This window comes from Bacillus sp. NEB1478 (genome assembly GCF_031582965.1).
Classification (GTDB): Bacteria; Bacillota; Bacilli; order Bacillales; family Fictibacillaceae; genus Fictibacillus.
Genome location: NZ_CP134049.1, coordinates 3,227,019 through 3,246,812, shown reverse-complemented (window position 1 = coordinate 3,246,812; position 19,794 = coordinate 3,227,019). Strand labels below are relative to the sequence as shown.

25 protein-coding genes are annotated in these 19,794 nt (G+C 38.3%); 16 read left to right on the top strand and 9 right to left on the bottom strand.

Annotated features, from left to right (window positions below):
* The first annotated feature begins 48 nt into the window (after positions 1 to 48).
* The 3 genes from RGB74_RS16360 to RGB74_RS16350 all read left to right on the top strand — a co-directional run bounded on the left by RGB74_RS16360 (position 49) and on the right by RGB74_RS16350 (position 462).
* Entirely contained in the window at positions 49 to 138 is a 90-nt protein-coding gene (locus RGB74_RS16360; protein ID WP_396135985.1) for a YjcZ family sporulation protein, read from the top strand.
* Positions 139 to 240: 102 nt separating this feature from the next.
* A complete protein-coding gene (locus tag RGB74_RS16355) occupies positions 241 to 324 on the top strand; it encodes a YjcZ family sporulation protein (protein ID WP_310257340.1) in 84 nt (27 codons plus the stop codon).
* A gap of 63 nt (positions 325 to 387) precedes the next feature.
* Positions 388 to 462 carry a YjcZ family sporulation protein gene (locus RGB74_RS16350; RefSeq protein ID WP_310762910.1) on the top strand — a complete coding sequence of 25 codons (75 nt, stop codon included), beginning with the start codon at positions 388 to 390 and terminating at the stop codon, positions 460 to 462.
* Positions 463 to 514: 52 nt separating this feature from the next.
* Here RGB74_RS16350 and RGB74_RS16345 read toward each other — a convergent pair whose 3' ends face one another.
* Positions 515 to 697 (bottom strand): hypothetical protein, encoded by a 183-nt coding sequence (locus RGB74_RS16345; protein ID WP_310760352.1) that lies wholly within the window; start codon positions 695 to 697, stop codon positions 515 to 517.
* 89 nt (positions 698 to 786) lie between these two features.
* Here RGB74_RS16345 and RGB74_RS16340 point away from each other — a divergent pair, with 89 nt between their 5' ends.
* Positions 787 to 1,365: a YpmS family protein gene (locus RGB74_RS16340; protein WP_310760351.1), complete on the top strand. Its 579-nt coding sequence runs from the start codon at positions 787 to 789 to the stop codon at positions 1,363 to 1,365.
* 350 nt (positions 1,366 to 1,715) lie between these two features.
* Positions 1,716 to 2,057: a DUF1878 family protein gene (locus tag RGB74_RS16335; protein WP_310760350.1), complete on the top strand. Its 342-nt coding sequence runs from the start codon at positions 1,716 to 1,718 to the stop codon at positions 2,055 to 2,057.
* Here the strand turns inward: RGB74_RS16335 and RGB74_RS16330 are convergent.
* On the bottom strand, positions 2,048 to 2,632 hold the full coding sequence (locus tag RGB74_RS16330) for an HTH-type transcriptional regulator Hpr (protein WP_310760349.1): 585 nt from the start codon (positions 2,630 to 2,632) through the stop codon (positions 2,048 to 2,050). The genes RGB74_RS16335 and RGB74_RS16330 overlap by 10 nt on opposite strands.
* A gap of 210 nt (positions 2,633 to 2,842) precedes the next feature.
* A complete protein-coding gene (locus tag RGB74_RS16325) occupies positions 2,843 to 3,124 on the bottom strand; it encodes a YtxH domain-containing protein (RefSeq protein ID WP_310760348.1) in 282 nt (93 codons plus the stop codon).
* Positions 3,125 to 3,492: 368 nt separating this feature from the next.
* On the opposite strand from RGB74_RS16325, the gene RGB74_RS16320 reads away from it, so the two are divergent.
* Positions 3,493 to 3,912, top strand: coding sequence for a YkvA family protein (locus RGB74_RS16320; protein WP_310760347.1), 420 nt, complete (start codon positions 3,493 to 3,495; stop codon positions 3,910 to 3,912).
* A gap of 19 nt (positions 3,913 to 3,931) precedes the next feature.
* On the opposite strand, the gene RGB74_RS16315 is transcribed toward RGB74_RS16320, so the two are convergent.
* The 3 genes from RGB74_RS16315 to RGB74_RS16305 all read right to left on the bottom strand — a co-directional run bounded on the left by RGB74_RS16315 (position 3,932) and on the right by RGB74_RS16305 (position 6,147).
* On the bottom strand, positions 3,932 to 4,444 hold the full coding sequence (locus tag RGB74_RS16315) for a tryptophan transporter (RefSeq protein ID WP_310760346.1): 513 nt from the start codon (positions 4,442 to 4,444) through the stop codon (positions 3,932 to 3,934).
* Between the two features lie 117 nt (positions 4,445 to 4,561).
* Complete coding sequence (serC, locus tag RGB74_RS16310) at positions 4,562 to 5,641, bottom strand: phosphoserine transaminase (RefSeq protein ID WP_310760345.1); 1,080 nt, start codon at positions 5,639 to 5,641, stop codon at positions 4,562 to 4,564.
* Positions 5,642 to 5,718: 77 nt separating this feature from the next.
* Positions 5,719 to 6,147, bottom strand: a complete 429-nt coding sequence (locus RGB74_RS16305; RefSeq protein WP_310760344.1) for an HIT family protein — start codon at positions 6,145 to 6,147, stop codon at positions 5,719 to 5,721.
* Positions 6,148 to 6,734: 587 nt separating this feature from the next.
* Here RGB74_RS16305 and RGB74_RS16300 point away from each other — a divergent pair.
* The 5 genes from RGB74_RS16300 (at position 6,735) to RGB74_RS16280 (ending at position 11,768) form a co-directional block, all read left to right on the top strand.
* Positions 6,735 to 7,274 carry a PCYCGC motif-containing (lipo)protein gene (locus tag RGB74_RS16300; RefSeq protein ID WP_310760343.1) on the top strand — a complete coding sequence of 180 codons (540 nt, stop codon included), beginning with the start codon at positions 6,735 to 6,737 and terminating at the stop codon, positions 7,272 to 7,274.
* Positions 7,275 to 7,340: 66 nt separating this feature from the next.
* Positions 7,341 to 8,084, top strand: a complete 744-nt coding sequence (locus tag RGB74_RS16295) for an ABC transporter ATP-binding protein (RefSeq protein ID WP_310760342.1) — start codon at positions 7,341 to 7,343, stop codon at positions 8,082 to 8,084.
* Positions 8,081 to 9,286 (top strand): ABC transporter permease, encoded by a 1,206-nt coding sequence (locus tag RGB74_RS16290; protein WP_310760341.1) that lies wholly within the window; start codon positions 8,081 to 8,083, stop codon positions 9,284 to 9,286. Before RGB74_RS16295 ends, RGB74_RS16290 begins: the two co-directional genes overlap by 4 nt.
* 315 nt (positions 9,287 to 9,601) lie before the next feature.
* Complete coding sequence (locus RGB74_RS16285) at positions 9,602 to 10,975, top strand: FAD-binding oxidoreductase (protein WP_310760340.1); 1,374 nt, start codon at positions 9,602 to 9,604, stop codon at positions 10,973 to 10,975.
* A 46-nt stretch (positions 10,976 to 11,021) separates the two neighbouring features.
* Positions 11,022 to 11,768, top strand: coding sequence for an EcsC family protein (locus RGB74_RS16280; RefSeq protein WP_310760339.1), 747 nt, complete (start codon positions 11,022 to 11,024; stop codon positions 11,766 to 11,768).
* 44 nt (positions 11,769 to 11,812) lie between these two features.
* Here RGB74_RS16280 and RGB74_RS16275 read toward each other — a convergent pair whose 3' ends face one another.
* Positions 11,813 to 12,244 carry a ferritin-like domain-containing protein gene (locus tag RGB74_RS16275; protein WP_310760338.1) on the bottom strand — a complete coding sequence of 144 codons (432 nt, stop codon included), beginning with the start codon at positions 12,242 to 12,244 and terminating at the stop codon, positions 11,813 to 11,815.
* A 211-nt stretch (positions 12,245 to 12,455) separates the two neighbouring features.
* Between RGB74_RS16275 and RGB74_RS16270 the strand changes: the two genes are divergently transcribed.
* Together RGB74_RS16270 and RGB74_RS16265 are read left to right on the top strand one after the other, a co-directional pair.
* Positions 12,456 to 12,773, top strand: a complete 318-nt coding sequence (locus RGB74_RS16270) for a DUF3243 domain-containing protein (protein ID WP_396136074.1) — start codon at positions 12,456 to 12,458, stop codon at positions 12,771 to 12,773.
* Between the two features lie 138 nt (positions 12,774 to 12,911).
* Positions 12,912 to 13,619, top strand: a complete 708-nt coding sequence (locus RGB74_RS16265; RefSeq protein WP_310760336.1) for a phosphatase PAP2 family protein — start codon at positions 12,912 to 12,914, stop codon at positions 13,617 to 13,619.
* Here RGB74_RS16265 and RGB74_RS16260 read toward each other — a convergent pair.
* The gene (locus RGB74_RS16260) at positions 13,597 to 14,508 is read right to left on the bottom strand and encodes a diacylglycerol/lipid kinase family protein (RefSeq protein WP_310760335.1); all 912 of its coding nucleotides are present in this window, start codon (positions 14,506 to 14,508) and stop codon (positions 13,597 to 13,599) included. The genes RGB74_RS16265 and RGB74_RS16260 overlap by 23 nt on opposite strands.
* Positions 14,505 to 14,996 carry an antibiotic biosynthesis monooxygenase family protein gene (locus tag RGB74_RS16255; RefSeq protein ID WP_310760334.1) on the bottom strand — a complete coding sequence of 164 codons (492 nt, stop codon included), beginning with the start codon at positions 14,994 to 14,996 and terminating at the stop codon, positions 14,505 to 14,507. The genes RGB74_RS16260 and RGB74_RS16255 overlap by 4 nt, the downstream gene beginning before the upstream one ends.
* A 158-nt stretch (positions 14,997 to 15,154) precedes the next feature.
* Here RGB74_RS16255 and RGB74_RS16250 point away from each other — a divergent pair, with 158 nt between their 5' ends.
* The 3 genes from RGB74_RS16250 (at position 15,155) to hemH (ending at position 19,790) form a co-directional block, all read left to right on the top strand.
* Entirely contained in the window at positions 15,155 to 17,377 is a 2,223-nt protein-coding gene (locus tag RGB74_RS16250; protein ID WP_310760333.1) for a transglycosylase domain-containing protein, read from the top strand.
* A gap of 437 nt (positions 17,378 to 17,814) precedes the next feature.
* A complete protein-coding gene (gene hemE, locus RGB74_RS16245) occupies positions 17,815 to 18,843 on the top strand; it encodes a uroporphyrinogen decarboxylase (RefSeq protein WP_310762909.1) in 1,029 nt (342 codons plus the stop codon).
* 5 nt (positions 18,844 to 18,848) lie between these two features.
* Complete coding sequence (hemH, locus tag RGB74_RS16240) at positions 18,849 to 19,790, top strand: ferrochelatase (protein WP_310760332.1); 942 nt, start codon at positions 18,849 to 18,851, stop codon at positions 19,788 to 19,790.
* The last annotated feature ends 4 nt before the right edge of the window (positions 19,791 to 19,794 follow it).

The window sequence follows — 19,794 nt, the reverse complement described above, 5'->3', positions numbered from 1 at the left end:
AACAGGGCGCATCACTATATGATATGTAGAAAGAAAAAGGAGGGTATGATGATGGGTTTTGGTCATGGGGGAGGCTTTGCATTAATTGTTGTTCTATTTATTCTTCTCATCATTATAGGCGCTATTCTTTTTTGCTAAATGGTGAATAAATGAAAAATTCAAGCTGTCAGGGCAACGGCCTATGCGTGTCTAACTTAAGGTGCATAGGATAGTGTACAGAAAGATAAGGAGGTGGCTTAAATGGGCGGACATGGTAGAGGTTTCGCATTGATTGTTGTGTTGTTTATTCTTTTGATTATCGTAGGAGCTGCTTGGTGCTGCTAATATAATTTAGCGAGTCTTGCAGCATCCTGCTCTTAATCGGGAGAGTAAAGACAGGCAAGACTTATCGGCGGCAGTTTCGCGCTAATCGTAGTGTTATTTTTATTTCTCATTATGATAGGTGCAGCGTATGTTTGTTAAAGAAACACAAGGGGGAATGCAGTCGGATTCCCCCTTTTTACTATGTAAATTTTTAATTAAAAACGTTTGAAAGATAGGAAGAAATGAGAAGAATGGTAATACACACATTAATCGTACGGTAAACGGAATCTTGCTGTTGTCTGGACAGATTTTTGTCAGTCAAAAGATTGTGTGTTAAGGTGTTAAATACAAATAAAAAGACAGGTGCTAAAAATACAAATATAGGTCCAGTCATATTATAACCTCCAACAGTAACTATGTTTAACTTTACCAAAATAAGTGGAATATGAATAGAAAAATTACTAACTTGTAAGGGGAGAGAATATGAGGAAATGGAAAGCAGCCTTTTTTTTACTATTAATTATTACATTAGCAATTCCAGCGACAATACTGTATTTACTCTTTGCTGATCCAGAGGGAGGGCATCTCGATCGTGACCAGTTAAATGCTGGCGATTTAAAGAACAAGAAACTATTAAGTGTACATACTGAAAAGGAACAAGTGGAAGATTTAATTAATAAAGAATTGAAGAAAAAAGCACCAAATGTTAATGCATATGTAAACTTTAAAGATGATATAGTTTTGAAGGGTTCGTTCGTAGTATTTAAACAAGAGCTCCCTTACCAAATTAATTTTGAACCAGAAGTGATGGAAAACGGCGATTTGCTGCTGAAAGAAAAAGATTTACAAGTTGGCCGGTTTCCGTTGCCGGGTGATGAAGTGTTTTCATTGCTTCAGAATGCCATCAATTTTCCGGAATGGGTAGACGTCTATCCGGCAGATGAAAGTATATTGATGAGAGTCACAGACATGAAAGCTCAAAAAGGATATGAAGTAAAAACCGAAGAATTTGATCTTAAGAAAAATTCCATTCAGTTTGGTGTATATACGACTGATCAATAACAAAGCTGGGGCAAGTTGTGTAGAAACTACATTTTCTTGCGCCAGTTTTTTTTCGAGCATGAAAGAGTGTGATACGTTACTAGCAATAAGGTGCATGATCAGACAAAAACAAAGTGCAATCAAACAAAAAAGGTGCATGATCAGACAAAAACAGAGTTCAATCAAACAAAAGTAGATGGTAATCCTTTAAAAGAAATGCATGATCCAACCAACGAAGCCTTTAATCCTGAAAACGGGGTCTTTCCAGTATATAGAGGAACGCCAGGCGATGTATTCATTAAATCGTCATATCCAAATATGTGGAATTCGATTATAATATAGACATTGATTGACTAGAAAGCAGGGTATGTATGGAGACGGTTGAAGAACGACTGGAAAGGCTTGAATTCTATAATAAGTTAACCATTGAAAGTGTCGATTTTTCTCTGTATCCATTTTTTAGGCTAGTAATGGAGAAAAAGCTCACCGAAAAAGAAGTAGATGATATCATCCTTCTTTGCGATGAGCTTGAGAAGATTTTTTTTATGCAGTCTGAAGAGGGTTTTGTTCATTACACACCGCTCTTAATTCACTTTGCTGGTATGCTAACGTCAAAACTTAATCCTAGAGAGACGATTTCAGCTTTATTGCAGCAAGATAAATACATTACATTAATGAATAAATTATATGAGTTATCTATGCGTTACGAATGAGAAGATGCAATTTCTTCTACTGCTATTATAGGGGCAGCGTTTTGTTGTTCGTTCATAGTTGTTTCGATTTTATCTTCAAGTTTGCTGAAAATAGACATAAAATCATCACCGTATAAATTACGGATAATTGACATCAATTCTGGAAACTCAGGAAAATTACCGAAAAGATCTTTAATTGGCATAGAAGCACTGAATACTCCGAATTTTGCCGGATCGTAAGTACTTAATGATTGAAGAAGTAACTCTTCACCTTTTGGAGTTAAACAAATATATGTATTTCTCTTATCGTTTTCTTTTTTCGAAAAAGTAAGGTAACCTTGTTCCTCAAGTTTCTTTGAAAAGTTGAACGCAGTAGAAACATGCATCACACCGAATTTTGCTATATCGGAAATTGAAGCCCCTTCCAAATGATGAGCGATCCAAAGAATGTGATGTTCATTAATGTTCAAACCATAATCTTTAACCCAGTTCTGCCAGTCTTTTTCGACGCTTTTCCATAATGCTTTACTGATTTGTGCAAGTTTGTGGCTATAGATCATAGCTTCTTTAAAACTATACAACTGATCTTTGTTCATCTTTATATTGCCCCTCCATCTTATAAAACACATCCTATTCCTCATTATGCCAGTATTCCCTATAATAAGAAAGTAAAATTTTTCAATTTTTGCTTATTTTTTAGGAAAATAGATATACCCAAATAAACTCAAATAGTATGAAAGTCAGGCACTTCATATTATAAAAGTTAAAGAAAAAAATTCTCCATAAGGGGAGAATTTTTTTGAGTGTTATTTCTGTTCTTGCGCCATTTCTTCTTCCATCATTTCAAGAGTAGAAGCTGCAGTTTCCTGTAACGCTTCTTGTTTTTGTTTTTTTGCAAATTTGATCTTTTCTTTAAGCTGGATACCGTCGCGCTTAATCGTAGAGAAGGTAGATTTCATCTTATCTACATTTACTTTAATATCTTTTCGAACTTCTTTCCCAGCCTTAGGAGTTGACAGCAAAGTTGCTGCAGCCGTTACAACAGAACCGAGGGCGAAACCAACAACGATAGATTTTGATTTTGACATCTTAAAATTCCTCCTCATTCCTTTAATATCTTATAAATTCGTGAATATCTCTTATAATCCTATGAAGAAAAATGACGAATATAAAAATATTTCCCGATAGATTTCGGCACGTTCGGACAAACGAAAAAAGACACTTTCATTTGTTATATTTCGATAAAATTCTTGTTATTACATAAGTTTAAAGAGATGAAAAATACTAACAAAGCCAAATTTATATAATTCCACACATGTCTAAACTTGTTGTAATTTAAATAGTTATGGCTAAATTTGTGGTTGAATAAAAAGAAGGAAAAAAGAGTTTTATGATTTGACGAAGAATATAAAAAGAGGGTATACATAATTAAAACCCGATAGGAGGGATTCTTAATATGAAAAAAAATACGATCGGCAATTACTTTAATAAGATGAAAGAAAAAGCTAATAATGTATTAGAAAGTTCGTCAAAAACAGGAGAATTAGTGACGAATGCAGAAAATAAAACGACTCAAACTGATAAACAAGGATTAAGGGAACTGGGTGAACAAGTCAAAGCTCTTGTAAGGTTAGTAAGGTCTTATAAAAGGGGAGATTATCGAAATATCTCAAAAAAATCCATGCTCCTTATTGTAGCAAGCCTTTTGTATTTCGTTAGCCCGATTGATGCAGTTCCGGATTTTTTAATAGGTGCTGGTTTATTAGATGATGCTACGGTTCTAGCATTTCTATTTAAGACCCTATCCGGTGAGATCGCAGCATACCAAACGTGGGAGAAAACAGAAGAAGACTCATATATAAAGCCAGCTCCGTAAATGGAGCTGGCTTTTTTTATTATGCTGCAGCACTAGTACGTTTTGAGAAACGGTTTGCCACCGGATAGATAAAGAACATAATCAATCCGCTGACGGCACTTGTAGGAAGTACGATCATGCCGATGAAACTTAAAAGTGATCCTGGCAGGCCAGCAACAAGCATAGCTACTAGCAGAAACACTGTTCCACTGATGATAGTTCCGATTACCGTTAATAATACTGTACTTAATGCATTTACTTTTACTTTTTTAGCAAGCAGGAACATTCCTAGAAAAATAAAGGCTGTTATTGGTTTTTCAATTAAGTTCGCGATCTGGCCGCCAGGCATTCCAGTTGTTAAAGCGGAGATCACTCCTGCTGCCATACTTGCAACAAGAACGTTTTTCTTTGTCGGTGTTAATATAATGGCTAAAAACATCATTACGAGCAGCAAATCAGGTTTCATCCCGAAAAATAATGGCGGGACCACCGTGTGTAGAACATATCCTAATGCGATAAGTACTGATGTTAAAGCTAATGTTTTTGTATTCATTTCTCATCTCTCCTCAGCTGTTTCTAAAGCTTAATTTCCTTCCAATAGTGCCCTGTTAGCCTATTGCGAAGTATCCTAATGGTAACAAATATTAGGTGTTATGAAAAGGGAAACTGCTTATTTCCCGTATTTTTCCTGAAATTGAACCATGAATTTAGCAAGTTTTTCACACGATTCAAGCGGAACACTGTTGTATACGGATGCTCTAAAACCACCGACAGAACGATGCCCTTTTAATCCGAAAATACCGCTTTGTTCACATTCATGAATAAACTGTTTTTCTAATTCATCATTTTCTAAAGTAAAAGTAATATTCATAAGTGAGCGTGATTCTGGTGAAGCGTACCCCTGATAAAAGCCCGAACTCGCATCAATCACATCATAGATCGCTTTTGCTTTTTGCTTGTTTCGTGCTTCCATTTCAGCAACGCCTCCTTGCTCTTCTACCCATTGAAGAACTAGATTGAGCAGGTAAATAGAATATACAGGAGGTGTGTTATATAGAGAGTTGTTTTTTGCATGGATGTGATATGACAATATATTCGGGAGTTTTTCATTTTCATGTAAAAGGTCTTTGCGTATGATTACTGCCGTTACACCAGAAGGACCTAAATTTTTTTGGGCACCGGCATAGATAAGGGCATAATCCGATACATTTATAGGTCTGCTTAAAATGTCACTCGACATGTCTGCAACAAGATTAGGGTGGGAGAAAATATTCAGATCAGGCCATTGTGTTCCATAAATCGTATTGTTAGATGTGATATGCAAGTATGCATCTTCATCATTTGCCTGATAATCCATATTGGGTATTGTGCTGTATTGTGTGTCTTTTCCTGAGGATACGATATCGCTCGGTCCGATTTTTGAGGATTCTTTATAGGCTTTTTCTGACCATGATCCGGTTATTACATATTTCGCTGTTTTTCCTTTTTCGATCAGATTCATCGGTACCATTGCAAATTGAAGGCTTGCACCGCCTTGAAGGAACAGGACATCGTGGGATTCTGGTATGTCCATTAACCGTTTTAAACGTTCTTTTGCTTGGTCATGAACAGTTTCATAAGACTTTCCTCTGTGGCTGTGTTCCATGATGTTCAAACCTGTTTCTTCAAAGTCATCCCATTCTGCTTTTGCTCGGCTAAGTACCTCTTTTGGCAAAGTTGTTGGTCCTGGTTGAAAAAAGATGCGTTCCATTCTTCTCCTCCTTAAGATTGAGTTTGATGAAAGTATGAAAAAAACTGCCTGGAATGAGGCAGCTTCACTATGTACGCTTATTCAGCGATTTTTTCTTTGATGTTCTGTGCGATTTCTTTCATTTCATCTGCTGGCAAGTCTTGAGTTTTCCAAACAGCTCCAAAACCATCTCCTGTACCATAGCGTGGTATGAAGTGCATGTGGTAATGAAAAACTGATTGTCCTGCGGATTCACCATTGTTGTTCAACAAATTTAAACCAATCGGATTAAACGTTTGTTTAATACCAGCAGCGATTTTTGGAACAACAGAGAATAGTTTAGCTGCTGTTTCTTCAGGAAGTTCATAAATATCTTTTGAGTGTTCTTTCGGAACGATAAGAGTATGTCCTTTTGTCACTTGACTGATGTCGAGAAAAGCTAGAACATTCTCATCTTCATACACTTTGTAGGCAGGGATATCACCTGAAACTATTTTACAGAAAATGCAATTTGAATCGTGGGACAAGTGGCTCACCTCAATTTTTTTTCTTATCATATCACACAATGACATCAGAACAAATATTGTTTCTAAATGCTTTTTGCTTTTGAATTTGTTAGTCAGTAATCATCATTGACAAGTTGATTGAAGGGGAAGGGGCGAGACTGGCGGCAGTCCGAAAAGCGGAAGTGGCTCACCGCCTGCCCCGCGAAAAGCGAGCACCTGGAACGGAAAACAACCACTTCCAAAAACAACATGGATTACGAAAGCAGACAAAAATAAAGAAGAAGAGTCCTATTATAAAATAGAACTCTCCTTCTTATAGAGGTTAGAGAAGAAAGGAGAACATGAAAACAAAACAATGAGATTTTTTAGCCATGCACCTCATTATTAAGAATTTGAAATTGCTCAAGCACTGAATAGTCCAAGAGAACCATCTCCTTAAAAGTGACATAACAAAATCTTTACCGTTGCATCTTTCTCCTTGAAGAAGGGGGGATACCTTCTTCGTCTCTATTTTGTCCATTAACTCTCACAGGTTATACATATAAAATTGGAAAATCGATGAAAGTTTAAGCTATGATTAGAGAAGAACAACAGAAGGAGGTATATTCGTGAAAAAGAAGCAGCTTATTTTGACGATGACCCTTGCGGCTGGTTTTCTTATTTCTGGATGTGGCAATCAAAAGGATAATGATCACAAAAACCATAATGAACACAGCCAGTCATCACAAGAAAAAAACAGTCATAGTCAACACACTGAGCACACTGCAAATGGAGATATTCAAGAGTTAACGGCTTCGATGGATTCTTTGCCAGCTTTTTTGGATAAGCAGCCAAAAGAAATCGCATCGATCTATTCGGCTGTTCCTCATTATAAAAATGTTCTCGAGTCAATGCCATGTTATTGTGGATGCGGAGAATCAGCCGGGCATAAAAATAATTATGATTGTTTTATTGCAGACAACAAAGAAGACGGTCAGATTGTATGGGATGATCATGGAACGAAGTGCGGAACTTGTCTTGAGATTGCAGCTTATAGTATGCAGCAAGCAGAGGCAGGCAAAAGTGCATTAGAAATCAGGAAAATGGTTGATGAAAATTATAAAGATGGCTACGCAAAACCAACTCCAACACCTATGCCTGCTTCTTAGGGTAAAAAAACAGATTTGGCAAATAATAGGTAAATGGAGATATTATGAGAAAAGGAAGGAAACCAAATGAAGCCTATCCTTGAAGTTACTGAACTCACAGGCGGTTATTTGCCCAACCAGCCCGTTATTCATAATCTTAATTTTAATATAAATGAAAGTGAAATCGTTGGATTGATTGGATTAAACGGTGCGGGCAAGAGTACGACTATTAAGCACGTTCTTGGGCTGATGGAACCTATGTCAGGCAGTTCAAAAATCAATGGACAAACGTTTAGAGAAGAACCGGAAGAATATCGGTCTCAATTCACATACATACCCGAAATGCCGATCCTTTACGATGAACTCACATTGTGGGAGCATCTGGAGCTAACAGCAATGGCTTATGGAATGGAAGAACAAACCTTTTTAACAAGGGTTAGACCGCTGTTAGAAGAGTTTCGGATGGACAATAAAATTAAGTGGTTTCCGAGTCAATTTTCAAAAGGTATGAAGCAAAAGGTTATGATTTTATGTGCGCTGCTCGTTGAACCTAAACTGTACATAGTTGATGAACCATTTGTTGGTCTTGATCCGCTCGGAATTCAGTCTTTCTTAGAGTATATGGTCACGTTTAAAAACAGCGGTGCGGGTGTGCTGATGTCTACTCATATTCTTTCAACAGCAGAAAGATATTGTGATCGCTTCTTAATCATGCATGAAGGCAGATTGGTTCTCAGCGGGACATTGCAGGAATTGAGAGCAAAAAGCGGATTAGAAGATGCAACACTTGATGAGATCTATCTGTATGTAGCACGGGGAAATGTGACATGATTGATGTAAAAAAATTATGGAAAAAACGTCAAAGCGCCCACTTGACCGAAAAGTTAAAGTACTTCAGTTTAATGGCGAACAGCGGACTTATCGTTTCTGCGTTCTTACTTATCATTATTGGAAGCGTTTATTATGCGAAACTGCTAAAAGCACTTCCGGAACAGTTTCCTGCAGTATTAATCTTAACGGTTGTGTTTTCGTTTTGGCTGACAAGAAGCCCTATCCGTACGCTGCTGAAAGAAGGGGACCTCGTCTTTTTACTGCCTGTTGAATCGGGCATGAAAAACTATTTTTCTAAAAGTTTATCATCGGCGATGGCAAGCGGCGGTTTTTCAACACTTTTCTTATTCACGCTTATGTGGCCGATCGTTCAGGTTTTTATTGTCGATGGCTGGAAGATGTATGTTGTTTTCGGCTTCTTCTTAATTGTATCGAAAGTATTTAACTTATTCGTCGCTTGGGAAGAAAGAAGATTGCCTTATAAAAGCCATCAATTAAATTATCGAATCATCCGTTTTATGGTTAATTTTGTTTATGTATTTCTTCTTTTTAAGGAAGCATATCTTTTCCTCATTGCAATGTTTGCGATTATGTATGTACTTAAGAATTTTGTGTTTGGTATCTTTAAGAAAATGCATGGCTATCAGTGGGAACTCCTGCTTGCTGAAGAACAGACGCTGAAGATGAAAGGGTATCGTCTTGTGAACCTCTTTACTGATGTTCCAGCTCTTAAGCAGATGGTTAATAAAAGACCTTGGCTGAATAGCATCGGGACTTTTTCCTTCAAAAAACGGAATGCTATGTCTGCCCTCTACATGAAGACTTTTCTTCGGTTAGGCGATTATTTTGGGCTGTTTGCTCGACTGATCTTGATCGGCTTTTTGTTTTTGTATCTCATACCCAAGGGCTGGTGGCATTTAGCGGTTGTAATTCTATTCTTTCAAATGCTGGCACTTCAGCTGTTTACACTCTTCACACAATATAAGTGGAATGTAAGTTATATTATCTATCCGATAAAACCGAGTGTGAAAATAACAGCTTTTACAAGTTGGCTAAGACAAATTTTGTTTATACAAGGAGCGGCCTATGGTATTTTTTACGGAGTGCTTACAGACGACTGGCTCATTGCGGTGTTGATGCCGGCAGCAGCCGTTTTGTACAGTATGGTTAGATTACCAGCATTGGCGAAAAAACATTGTTGACTGTCTTTTAAGAATCTTTACTTCTTAACTATTAGGTTAAGAAGTTTTTTTTGTGGAGAAGGTGTCGAAATTTGTAGAAAGACTTAATTATTTGGAATGAGACTTCAAAGAGACTTATTTCATGATAAAGGAGACTTAATGGAGATAATCTGCTTTGGAATTTTATCATCATTCAGCCGCTAAAGAAGTATTTCGATTTTAAAATCGAGGATTTCTCTCCAGAACAAAAAAGCCTAAAAACCGTTAGCAGAACCTAGTGTTGGCGAACGTCATACTCTATTACGTTAAGTAGTGTATGAAAGGAGTCTATCCGATATGGCTGAGTGCAGGTTAACCGGCAGAATTGTTAGACCATGCAGTCCTGATTATGAACTGGCTCGTGAAGAATTTAATAAGCGTTACAACCTTTACCCGAACATCATTAATTTTTGTCAAAATGCTAAAGATGTTTCAAATGCGATTTGCTGGGCTAGAAAAAGAAAGGTACAGTCCCGGATACGTACAGGCCGCCATAGCTATGAAGCTTATTCTTCATTAGATTGTGGACTAGTCATTGATGTAAGCGAAATTGATTATGTTCGAGTAGACCGAAAGAAGAAAACGGCAAAGCTGGGTGCTGGCTCTTTGTTACTTCCTCTTTATGAAGAACTATTTGAGCAAGGCTTCACGATTCCGGGAGGTACTTGTCCATCGGTTGGCTTATCAGGGTTGACCCTTGGAGGGGGCTGGGGTATGCTCACCCGTCAATATGGATTGTTAATCGATCAGCTGCTGGAGCTAGAAATGGTGGACGCAAAAGGAAATATCATTGTAGCGAATAAGAAAAAGAACGCAGATTTGTTTTGGGCATCACGAGGCGGAGGAGGAGGAAACTTCGGCGTTGTGACTTCCTTTGTTTTTCGGATAGTTCCTATAAAAAATGTAGCGATTTTCAATATCACATGGAAGTGGAAAGGGTTCGAGAAAGTTGTAGATGCGTGGCAAAGATGGGCTCCCTTTACGGATAATCGGTTAACATCAACTATAGACCTATTAACGAAAGAAAAAGGAGAACTAAGCGCGCTCGGAGAATTTATTGGTTCTACATCCGAATTAAGGAAACTTCTTACTCCATTAATAAAAGCCTATCCCCCTAAAATTGTAGAAGTAAAAAAGGTTTCTTACATCGATGCCGTCGAGATTTTTGGAGGTATCATGCCGGGCATGGAGCAATACGCTGTAAGCCATGGCGATCCAGATGCACATCCTTTCAAAAACACGGGAGCTTTTGCTAAGAAGCTTTTACCTATACAAGGGATTAAGCTTTTGAAGCAATATTTAGCAGACTCTCCAAGTCCTGATAACAAAGTGCAGCTCCAAGCATTGGCAGGGAAGGCGGGGGAGATAAAACCTAATGAAACGGCTTATGTTCACAGAAAGGCATTGTTCAATCTGCAGTATATAACGAAATGGGAACGAAAAAGAGAAGCAAAGATTAATACAAAATGGGTGGAACAGATGAGAGATGATCTTCTGCCGTTTGCAGATGGAGCATATGTTAATTTTCATGATAATTGTATTAAAAATTGGTTAGACCAATGCTATGGGAGTAATTTGGAAAGGTTAATAAAAGTAAAAACAAAATATGATCCTGAAAATCTGTTTTGTTTTCCATTAGGCATACCAACTGCAGACAGTTTTGAGTTTTGAAACTTAAATGCTTGAAATGACGTAATGATAGGAGAGGAGGAGTAAGATGAACACATATGAACAGCATGTATTTGATGAATTGAAAAAATGGGAAGAAGAAATGACAAAGCGTCCTACACTTTGGAATAAAGCAACTAAATCCATTCAGTCGAAAATAAATGAAAAGATACCGCAAAAAGTGCATGATATCGTGACGGGCAGTATTAAACAAATGATTAAAGCTACATTGCTCGGCTCTGAATATACAACGAGAAAGACTTCCCAATTTCATGGAAGTCTTCAGGAAAAGGACGAAAAATTAAAAGAGCGTCTTGCTTTTTATAAAAAAACGGCAGCTTTTGAAGGGGCAGGTACTGGTGCAGGAGGAATTCTATTAGGTCTTGCAGATTTCCCGCTGCTGCTCGGAATTAAAATGAAATTTCTATTTGAGGCAGCAAGTATATACGGGCTGGATGTAAAAGATTACAGAGAACGGATTTTTATATTACATGTGTTCCGTCTTGCATTTTCAGATCCTAATAAAAGAAAAGAAGCTTTTGAAAAGGTTGTTTTTTGGGAAGAAACGATTGATGAATTTCCTGCACATCCAGGCGCGGTCGATCAATTGAATTGGCAAGAACTTCAGCAAGACTACAGGGATCACATCGATTTAATTAAAATGCTTCAGATGGTGCCGGGGCTTGGGGCTATTGTTGGAGCCTATGCGAATTATCACTTCTTAGAAGACTTAGGAGAAGTTGCACAAAATTGCTTCAGATGGCGCGTTCTTATGGAGCAAAACTCCAAAAAATAAAACATGAAAAAAGCACCCGTCGGATGAAGGGTGCTTTTTCTTTATTAGAAGCGGTTATCAGCAAGTAAGCGATCCATTTCTTCTTTATGTTTTGTTTCATCTGCAATCATATCTTCAAGCTGAACAACTAATTCAGTCAATTTAAGCTTAGAAGCTAGTTCTTTGCGCTCTTCATAGCGCTGAATGGTAGCTTCTTCTGCATTACGTGCTTCTTCTAGCATTTCACGTACATTTTCTACTTGCTTTACCGGTTTGGGCTGAGTCGTTGGAGTGCCGCCAAGCGTTTTGATTTTTTCAGCTAAATAGAGCGCGTGTCCCTGCTCATCTGCAATTTCACTTTGGAAAAAAGGTTTTAAAATTTGACGATACAGTCCAGAAACCGTTGCTGCATTATGGTTGTACATGATGACTGCCGAATATTCATTCGCAAGATCCTCGTTTAGTCCGTCAATTAGTGCTTGTAAATCTTTATCCATTGTATTACCTCCTGATCTTGTTCTCTGTTGTATCCTTCCCTTTTTATGAAAAACATAAACCGTATTAAGGAATTATAAAAAGGGTAATTTAAAACTGTAAAAATGCGTTTAGACATTACGAATAACGGTAAAAAGATAACATGTATGACACATTAGTTAAACAAAAGGTATACAAACAATACGAGGAGGATTCAAAATGGACAACAAACATATGGTGGACAAAGAAAGAGATGTAGACGTTAGCAAAGTGAAAGACACAGTAAGCAGAATGGATGAAGGGAAAAAGGATGAAATCTTAGCGAGTTTTGAGGAGTTTAAAAGCTACCTCCACAGCAAAGTTGAAATCGGAGAAAAAATGGGGATGAGTGAAGAAACACTTGCAAAAACAGCTGAAAAAGTAGCAGATTATCTAGCTGCACATGAAGAACCGCGCAACTCTGAAGAAAACCTTTTAAAGGAATTATGGAAAGTTGGCGAACAAGAAGAACGGCATAAACTTGCACATATGCTTGTTAAGCTTGTAAAATAAATTCATCTTAGGAGGCTGCTTGTTTCAACAAGCAGCCTTTGTTGATTGAAAAGCTGTGAATTTAAGCATAATCCGTTTAATTCATTGATAAATCGTGAAACTTATAGTAAACAACATTTCTGAAATTGAGGGGATTTCATGCTGCGCGAACTTGCTAAAAAACTTCCATTTCCTATCCTCCCCGTTATTTATATACTTAGCGGATTATTGCTTTCTTTTGTTTCTTTAAATGTATTCTTCGAGCTTTCAGAAGAAATATTGGAAGATGAAAGGATTAGGTTTGACAACGTAGTTATTCAATATGTAACGAATTTAAGAGGCGACACATTAACAGAAGTCATGAAATTTATCACTTTCTTGGGATCAAAAACCTTTCTTACCGTGCTTTTAATTACCAGTCTGTTATGGCTCGTTATTAAAAGAAAGGATTATTGGGGAGCTATTTCATACATGATTGCAGTAGCTGGAGGAGGTCTGTTGAACCTCGCTTTAAAGCATTGGTTTGGAAGGGTTCGACCAGAGCATTCTCTTATTGCTGAGCAAGGGTTCAGTTATCCGAGTGGTCATTCAATGGGAAGCTTAATTTATTATGGATTTTTAGGCTATCTCGTTGTTCGCAGTCAGCACGGTAGAGGAATCAAAATTGTCCTTACTCTTGCATTTATTCTTTTAATTCTTATGATCGGATTTAGCCGGATTTATTTAGGAGTACATTACCCTTCTGATGTTTTAGCAGGTTTTTCTGCAGGTACTGTATGGCTATTGCTATGTATTGGAGCACGTGAATCCATTTTAGCTTATAAAAAAAGGACGCTCCCTTTTCTTAGAAGGAAGCATCCCCAATGAGTGTATGAAGTTTTTGTTTCATGCACTTTATAATTGAAGGTGTCAGATCTTTTCGCTCTCCATCACAATCAATCCGCTGATGGGGAGTTGTTTGTATGACGATCTCAGAGCTTTGGAAATAATGATATCCTTCGCCTTCAACCGAAGTGTCTGTTAACCGGTTTTGCAGAACATCCCAAATGAATGAAACGGAAGGTTTTTCAATCAGCAGGCAATCCAGCTTTCCATCCTGAAGGTCAGTGTTTGGGAAAAAAGGTTTTATCCCACCAGTGAATGGTCCGTTAACAGCTAAAAACATCGCTGCTTCACCCTCAAAATGAAATTCTTTTGCTTGTATTTTTATTTCGAACGGTTCCCATGTCTGCAAAGATTTTGCCGCAGATAAATAATAGGAGAGCCTGCCGAATTTATCTTTTGTATTAGGATCAATCGACTCTGAAACATGAGTGATGAGACCGATTCCCCAAAAATTTGTGAAATATTTTCCTTCGAATTCTCCGATGTCGATATTTTTTATTTGCTTTTGACTTATCTGTTTGGCTGCAAGTAAAGGATCTTGATTCATACCAAGGGCTCGTGAAAAATCGTTGCATGTTCCACCAGGCAGAATTCCGAATGCGGGTAACTGGCCTTCCAAAGCTGCTAATGCTTCAGCAACCTCATGAACGGTGCCATCACCGCCAGCTGCGATGATAACGTCTGCTTCATGCTGCACTTTTTTTACATAAGAAGCTCCGTCACCAGGTTCATTCGTTTCATAAACTTTTACATCTGTAAAAGCATCATTAAGTTCTTCGAGTACGCGATCCCATTGTTTTTGAAGACGTCCCTGTCCGGCATTTGGATTTAAAATAATAGCGGCTTTATTTAAGAAAGGTGCCGTGCTCATTTTACTACCATATATTCTTTAACAAATGATTTTCCTGAGAAAAGATTTTCGGGAAGCCCCTTTGAAGTTCCGCGATCTTTATGTGCTTCTTCATATGCTTTAGATTGCTGCCAATTCGCAAAGTCACCTTGTGATTCCCATAGCGTCATTACAATATAAGGGTCTTGATGTAATGGTTTTAATACTCGGATACCAACGAATCCAGGTTCTTGTTCTACTAGCCCGGCGCGATTTTGAAAACGTTCCTCAAATAAACTTCTTCCTTCATCGGTTACAGGAATATGATTCATAACAACAAAACCGGACCCGGAAAGTGAGCCGCGCTGATTGATAATTTCATATTCGTGCTTTTCAGAAAAAGGATTCTCTCCTTCTGTTTCATACACTAAACAAGAGTTAGAATTACCTTCAAGCAGGAGAGACGGTTCATATTTTTCTTGGTACGCTGATAAATATTCTGAAGTGCCATATGTGATATAAATATTCATAGAGTTATCCCTGCCTTTATATAGATTTACCTTTGTTTTACCCAACCCAAACAGCAATTAAACCGTGGCAGAAGATAGATAGCAGTTATAAGACTTTCCATCAGAGGGAAAATTATATAAAATGTACTTTTCGACCTAGAATGAAATGAGGTTAATTTATGGTAAGGAAAAGTCTTATCGCATTAGGAATCTTAGTCGGTTCTTTGATTATTGGCTTTTTTGCCTACTTGTTTATCATAATGGCAGGTGACTATGTCATTGATGAAAAAGATCTTGTTATGGATTCGGCTACGATATTAGTTAATGAAAAAGGGGAAAAAATCACAAAAATCTATGATAAAAACAGAGAGCTTGTAAGCATAAATGATATTCCAAAACATGTTCAAGAAGCTTTTGTTGCCACAGAGGATACACGTTTTTATGAACACCATGGAATTGATATAAGAGCAATAGGACGAGCCATCTACAAAGATATTTTAGCAGGAAGCAAAGTTGAAGGAGGAAGTACGCTCACTCAGCAGCTCACTAAAAATGTCTTTTTATCTCACGAAAAATCGTGGCTGCGAAAAACGAAAGAAGCCATTATTGCTATTAATCTGGAACGCAGATATTCGAAAGATAAAATATTAGAAATGTATTTGAATCAGATTTACTTTGGCCATGGAGCGTATGGTATTCAAGCAGCCGCGAAAACGTACTTTAACAAAGATGTAAATGAATTAACGATTGAAGAAGGAGCAATGCTCGCCGGTCTGCCAAAAGCTCCTAGCTATTATTCTCCGATTCAGCATCCGGAAGCGGCAAAGAAACGCCGGGATCTCGTACTGTCACTTATGGAGAAACAAAATTATTTAACGCCATCTGAGACAGTCCGAGCACAGGGAAAAACGATTGCTTTAAATGTATACGAAGAACAGCGCAACCCGGCCTATTCATCTTATATTGATATGGTAATTAGAGAAGCGAGAGAAAAATATCATATTTCCAGAGAAGAATTAAGGCAGGGTGGCTATAAAATCGTCGTTCCAATGGATCCTGACACACAAACAATCGCGTATAAAGCCTTTCAAGATGGACGTTATTTTGTCGGGACTGGAACTGATAAGCCTGAGGGTGCGCTCGTTTTAATGAACAGCAAAACCGGAGGACTGATAGCAGTTCAAGGCGGGAGGAATTTTATTACAGGCGGATTGAATCGTGTCGTTGTAAACCGGCAGCCGGGTTCTACTTTTAAACCATTAGCAGTTTATGGTCCAGCATTGGAGTCCGAAAAGTATAAACCCTATTCGATGATAAAAGATGAAGAATTAAGCTATAAAGGTTATGAACCGAAAAACTACAACGGCAAATATTTAGGCGAAGTTTCGATGGTGGATGCCATCACTCATTCTATCAACTCTTCTGCAGTATGGCTGCTGAATGAAATTGGAGTCTCCAATTCGAAGTCATATTTAGAAAAACTCGGGATGCCGATAAAGGATAAAGGTCTTGGAATCGCACTCGGAGGAATTGACAATGGTGTCAGTCCGCTGCAGATGGTGCAGGGATATTCCAGCTTTTTAAATGAAGGAAAAACAATTAAGCCATATGTCATCAGCAAGATCTATAATCATGATGGTGATTTGATCGGAAAAGCTAAGATGGAAGAAAAGAAAGTTTGGAAGAAACAGAATGCATGGTACATGACACGGATGCTTCAGCAAGTCGTGAAAAGCGGTACAGGTTCTGATGGGCCAGAGAATATGGAGATTGCGGGCAAAACCGGAACAACAAACTATCCTGACGTTGAACATGGCAACAAAGATACGTGGTTTGTCGGGTATACTCCAGAAATCGTCGGTGCAGTCTGGACGGGCTATGACAAAACAACAAAGCAGTCCTATTTAAACAGCGGAAGTGCCTTGCCGACTCTATTATTTAAACAAGTGGTCAACCAAATTCCTTCACAGAATGGGTTAACTTTCAAAAAGCCTGATGGAGTCAAAGATTTAGAACCGCCGATTGAACTAGTTTCGATCGATGATTTGAGAGCTTCGTTCGGTGTCGGCGACTTCGGAATGCCTTCTGTTAAACTAAATTGGACCGCATCTAAAGACAAGCGGCTTCAATATAAAATTTATACAGTAGATGAAGGGGAAACAACTCAGATTGATACTGTAAAAGGAAAGGGAGAATATACGGCTTCCGGTAAGAATTTGTTTACCTTGCCTGATTTTTATGTGGTACCGTATAATCCTCTGACGAAAGAAGCTGGAAGACCTTCAAATACAGTCTCCATTTCGTTCTTCCCTGGATTTGGTGATGACGATCAAGGCAAAAAAGTCGAGCACGGCAAAGGACACGAGAAGAAAAAAGGGAAGAAGAAAAAGAAACATGATTGATCAAGAAAGACGGCTTACGGGCTGTCTTCTTTTTCGTATTTAGTTTGTATTTAGAAGGATAAATCGTTGTGGAAATGTCGAAATTTGTCAAAAGACTCAATTAAGGTTCAAAGAGACTCAATTATGCTTCAAAGAGACTCAATCACGGTTCAAAGAGACTCAATTCCGATCCGAACAGACTCTATTGCTGTTTAAAGTGTACTTAATCATCACCAAAAGAGACTAAATTCCTTAAACAAACAACTATCTGCCTTCTATTGACGGCGGCAATTTGCCAAAATGATGACATTTGAGCTCGATGCCTATACTTTTATTATGAATTCCCTTACAATGTGTATGGATATTGACGTTAGAGGTTTTAAGTTACAGCCGATAGGGATGGTTTCATAAGTGCTGCAGCTTTTGGTCTTGTATAGAAAGGTGTGTACGTTTTGACAATGAATGAAGAGTTCTTAAAAGCGTGTCGTAAGGAGAAAAATTCACATATTCCAGTATGGTACATGAGACAGGCTGGCCGTTCTCAGCCTGAGTACCGTAAGTTGAAGGAGAAGTATTCACTGTTTGACATCACTCATAGACCGGAGATCTGCGCGGGTGTTACAAAGCTTCCTGTTGATCAGCACGGTGTAGATGCAGCGATTCTTTACAAAGATATTATGTCGCCTGTTCCAGCAATCGGTGTAGGTGTAGAGATTAAATCAGGAATCGGTCCTGTAATTGATAAACCAATTAGAACACGTGAAGATGTGGAGCGACTTGGGACGATCAACCCTGAGAAAGATGTTCCATATGTTTTGGATACGATTAAAATTTTACGTCAGCAGTTGGAAGTGCCTCTTATTACGTTTGCAGGAGCTCCTTTTACACTGGCAAGTTATATGGTTGAAGGCGGTCCGTCAAGAGATTACCATAAAACAAAACAGCTTATGTACTCAGATCCTGAAAGCTGGTTCATGCTGATGGAAAAGCTTGGTGACATGACAATCGCATATGCAAAAGCACAGATTGCTGCAGGTGCACAAGCTTTTCAAATTTTCGATTCTTGGGTTGGGGCATTGAATGCTGCTGACTACAGAAAATATATTAAACCAGTGATGTTCCGCATTTTTTCCGCATTGCGCGAAGAGAATATTCCATTGATCCTTTACGGAACTGGTGCTCGTCACTTAGTGATGGAGTGGAATGAGCTACCAATCGATGTCATCGGACTGGATTGGAGACTTTCACCGCGAGAAGCTCGGCAAATGGGTGTAACAAAAGCACTTCAAGGAAACTTAGATCCTTCCATTCTATTAGCACCATGGGAAGTGATCGAAGCAAGAACGAAAGAAATATTGGATGAAGGTATGGAAGAGCCCGGATTCATTTTCAATGTAGGTAAAGGTATTTTCCCTGAAGTTAACATTGCGACTTTGAAACAGTTAACGACCTTTGTTCATGAATATACGTCTAAAAAGCTAGGGTGAGTAAATTGAGTAAAAAGAAAACAGGTTTGCTGGTTATGGCTTACGGAACGCCAAGAAGCTTGGATGAAGTAGAAGGTTATTACACACATATTAGACGTGGACGCAAACCTTCTCCTGAACAGCTTCAAGATTTGACAGAACGATATGAACTGATCGGCGGTATTTCACCTTTAGCAAAGATTACAGAAGACCAAGCTCAAAAGCTTGAAGAAGAGATGAACAGCCGATATCCGGACCGTGAATTCAAAAGTTTCCTAGGTTTAAAACATATCGACCCTTACATTGAAGATGCTGTCGGGCAGATGAAAGATGAGGGAATTGAAGAAGCGGTAACACTCGTGCTGGCACCTCATTATTCAACGTTCAGTGTAAAATCCTATAATGGACGTGCAGTTGAAGAGTCAGCTAAGATCGGCGGACCTTCATTTACTACAATTGACAGCTGGTATGATGAACCTGAATATATTCAATTTTGGTCGGATAAAATTAAACAAACGTTTAAAAGCATACCCGCAGATGAGCATGATAAAACGGTAGTCATTTTCTCTGCACATAGTCTTCCGGAAAAGATTTTGCAGATGGGTGACCCTTATCCGAAACAATTGCAGGAAACAGCAGACTTTATCGCAAGAAGTGCTGATGTTCCACATTATACAATCGGCTGGCAAAGTGCGGGTAATACACCAGAACCATGGATTGGACCAGATGTGCAAGATCTTACCCGTGACCTTTTCAATGAGCATGGATACACTCATTTTGTTTATTGTCCTGTAGGTTTTGTTGCCGATCACTTAGAAGTTTTATATGACAATGATTATGAATGCAAAGTGGTAACAGATGAACTAGGCGTAAACTATTATCGTCCTGAAATGCCGAATGCGAGTCAGGAATTTATCGATTGTCTGGCAACAGTTGTTGAAAAAGCTTTAACGAAAGAAAGAATGTGAATCC

Coding starts and splice junctions, on each gene's coding strand:
- hemE (WP_310762909.1), top strand. CDS start 17,815: ATGAATGAAGAGTTCTTAAAAGCGTGTCGTAAGGAGAAAAATTCACAT.
- RGB74_RS16250 (WP_310760333.1), top strand. CDS start 15,155: ATGGTAAGGAAAAGTCTTATCGCATTAGGAATCTTAGTCGGTTCTTTG.
- RGB74_RS16360 (WP_396135985.1), top strand. CDS start 49: ATGATGGGTTTTGGTCATGGGGGAGGCTTTGCATTAATTGTTGTTCTA.
- RGB74_RS16355 (WP_310257340.1), top strand. CDS start 241: ATGGGCGGACATGGTAGAGGTTTCGCATTGATTGTTGTGTTGTTTATT.
- RGB74_RS16295 (WP_310760342.1), top strand. CDS start 7,341: ATGAAGCCTATCCTTGAAGTTACTGAACTCACAGGCGGTTATTTGCCC.
- RGB74_RS16260 (WP_310760335.1), bottom strand. CDS start 14,508: ATGAGCACGGCACCTTTCTTAAATAAAGCCGCTATTATTTTAAATCCA.
- RGB74_RS16265 (WP_310760336.1), top strand. CDS start 12,912: ATGCTGCGCGAACTTGCTAAAAAACTTCCATTTCCTATCCTCCCCGTT.
- RGB74_RS16290 (WP_310760341.1), top strand. CDS start 8,081: ATGATTGATGTAAAAAAATTATGGAAAAAACGTCAAAGCGCCCACTTG.
- RGB74_RS16285 (WP_310760340.1), top strand. CDS start 9,602: ATGGCTGAGTGCAGGTTAACCGGCAGAATTGTTAGACCATGCAGTCCT.
- RGB74_RS16335 (WP_310760350.1), top strand. CDS start 1,716: ATGGAGACGGTTGAAGAACGACTGGAAAGGCTTGAATTCTATAATAAG.
- RGB74_RS16315 (WP_310760346.1), bottom strand. CDS start 4,444: ATGAATACAAAAACATTAGCTTTAACATCAGTACTTATCGCATTAGGA.
- RGB74_RS16325 (WP_310760348.1), bottom strand. CDS start 3,124: ATGTCAAAATCAAAATCTATCGTTGTTGGTTTCGCCCTCGGTTCTGTT.
- RGB74_RS16270 (WP_396136074.1), top strand. CDS start 12,456: ATGGTGGACAAAGAAAGAGATGTAGACGTTAGCAAAGTGAAAGACACA.
- RGB74_RS16330 (WP_310760349.1), bottom strand. CDS start 2,632: ATGAACAAAGATCAGTTGTATAGTTTTAAAGAAGCTATGATCTATAGC.
- serC (WP_310760345.1), bottom strand. CDS start 5,641: ATGGAACGCATCTTTTTTCAACCAGGACCAACAACTTTGCCAAAAGAG.
- RGB74_RS16280 (WP_310760339.1), top strand. CDS start 11,022: ATGAACACATATGAACAGCATGTATTTGATGAATTGAAAAAATGGGAA.
- RGB74_RS16320 (WP_310760347.1), top strand. CDS start 3,493: ATGAAAAAAAATACGATCGGCAATTACTTTAATAAGATGAAAGAAAAA.
- RGB74_RS16345 (WP_310760352.1), bottom strand. CDS start 697: ATGACTGGACCTATATTTGTATTTTTAGCACCTGTCTTTTTATTTGTA.
- RGB74_RS16340 (WP_310760351.1), top strand. CDS start 787: ATGAGGAAATGGAAAGCAGCCTTTTTTTTACTATTAATTATTACATTA.
- RGB74_RS16275 (WP_310760338.1), bottom strand. CDS start 12,244: ATGGATAAAGATTTACAAGCACTAATTGACGGACTAAACGAGGATCTT.
- RGB74_RS16255 (WP_310760334.1), bottom strand. CDS start 14,996: ATGAATATTTATATCACATATGGCACTTCAGAATATTTATCAGCGTAC.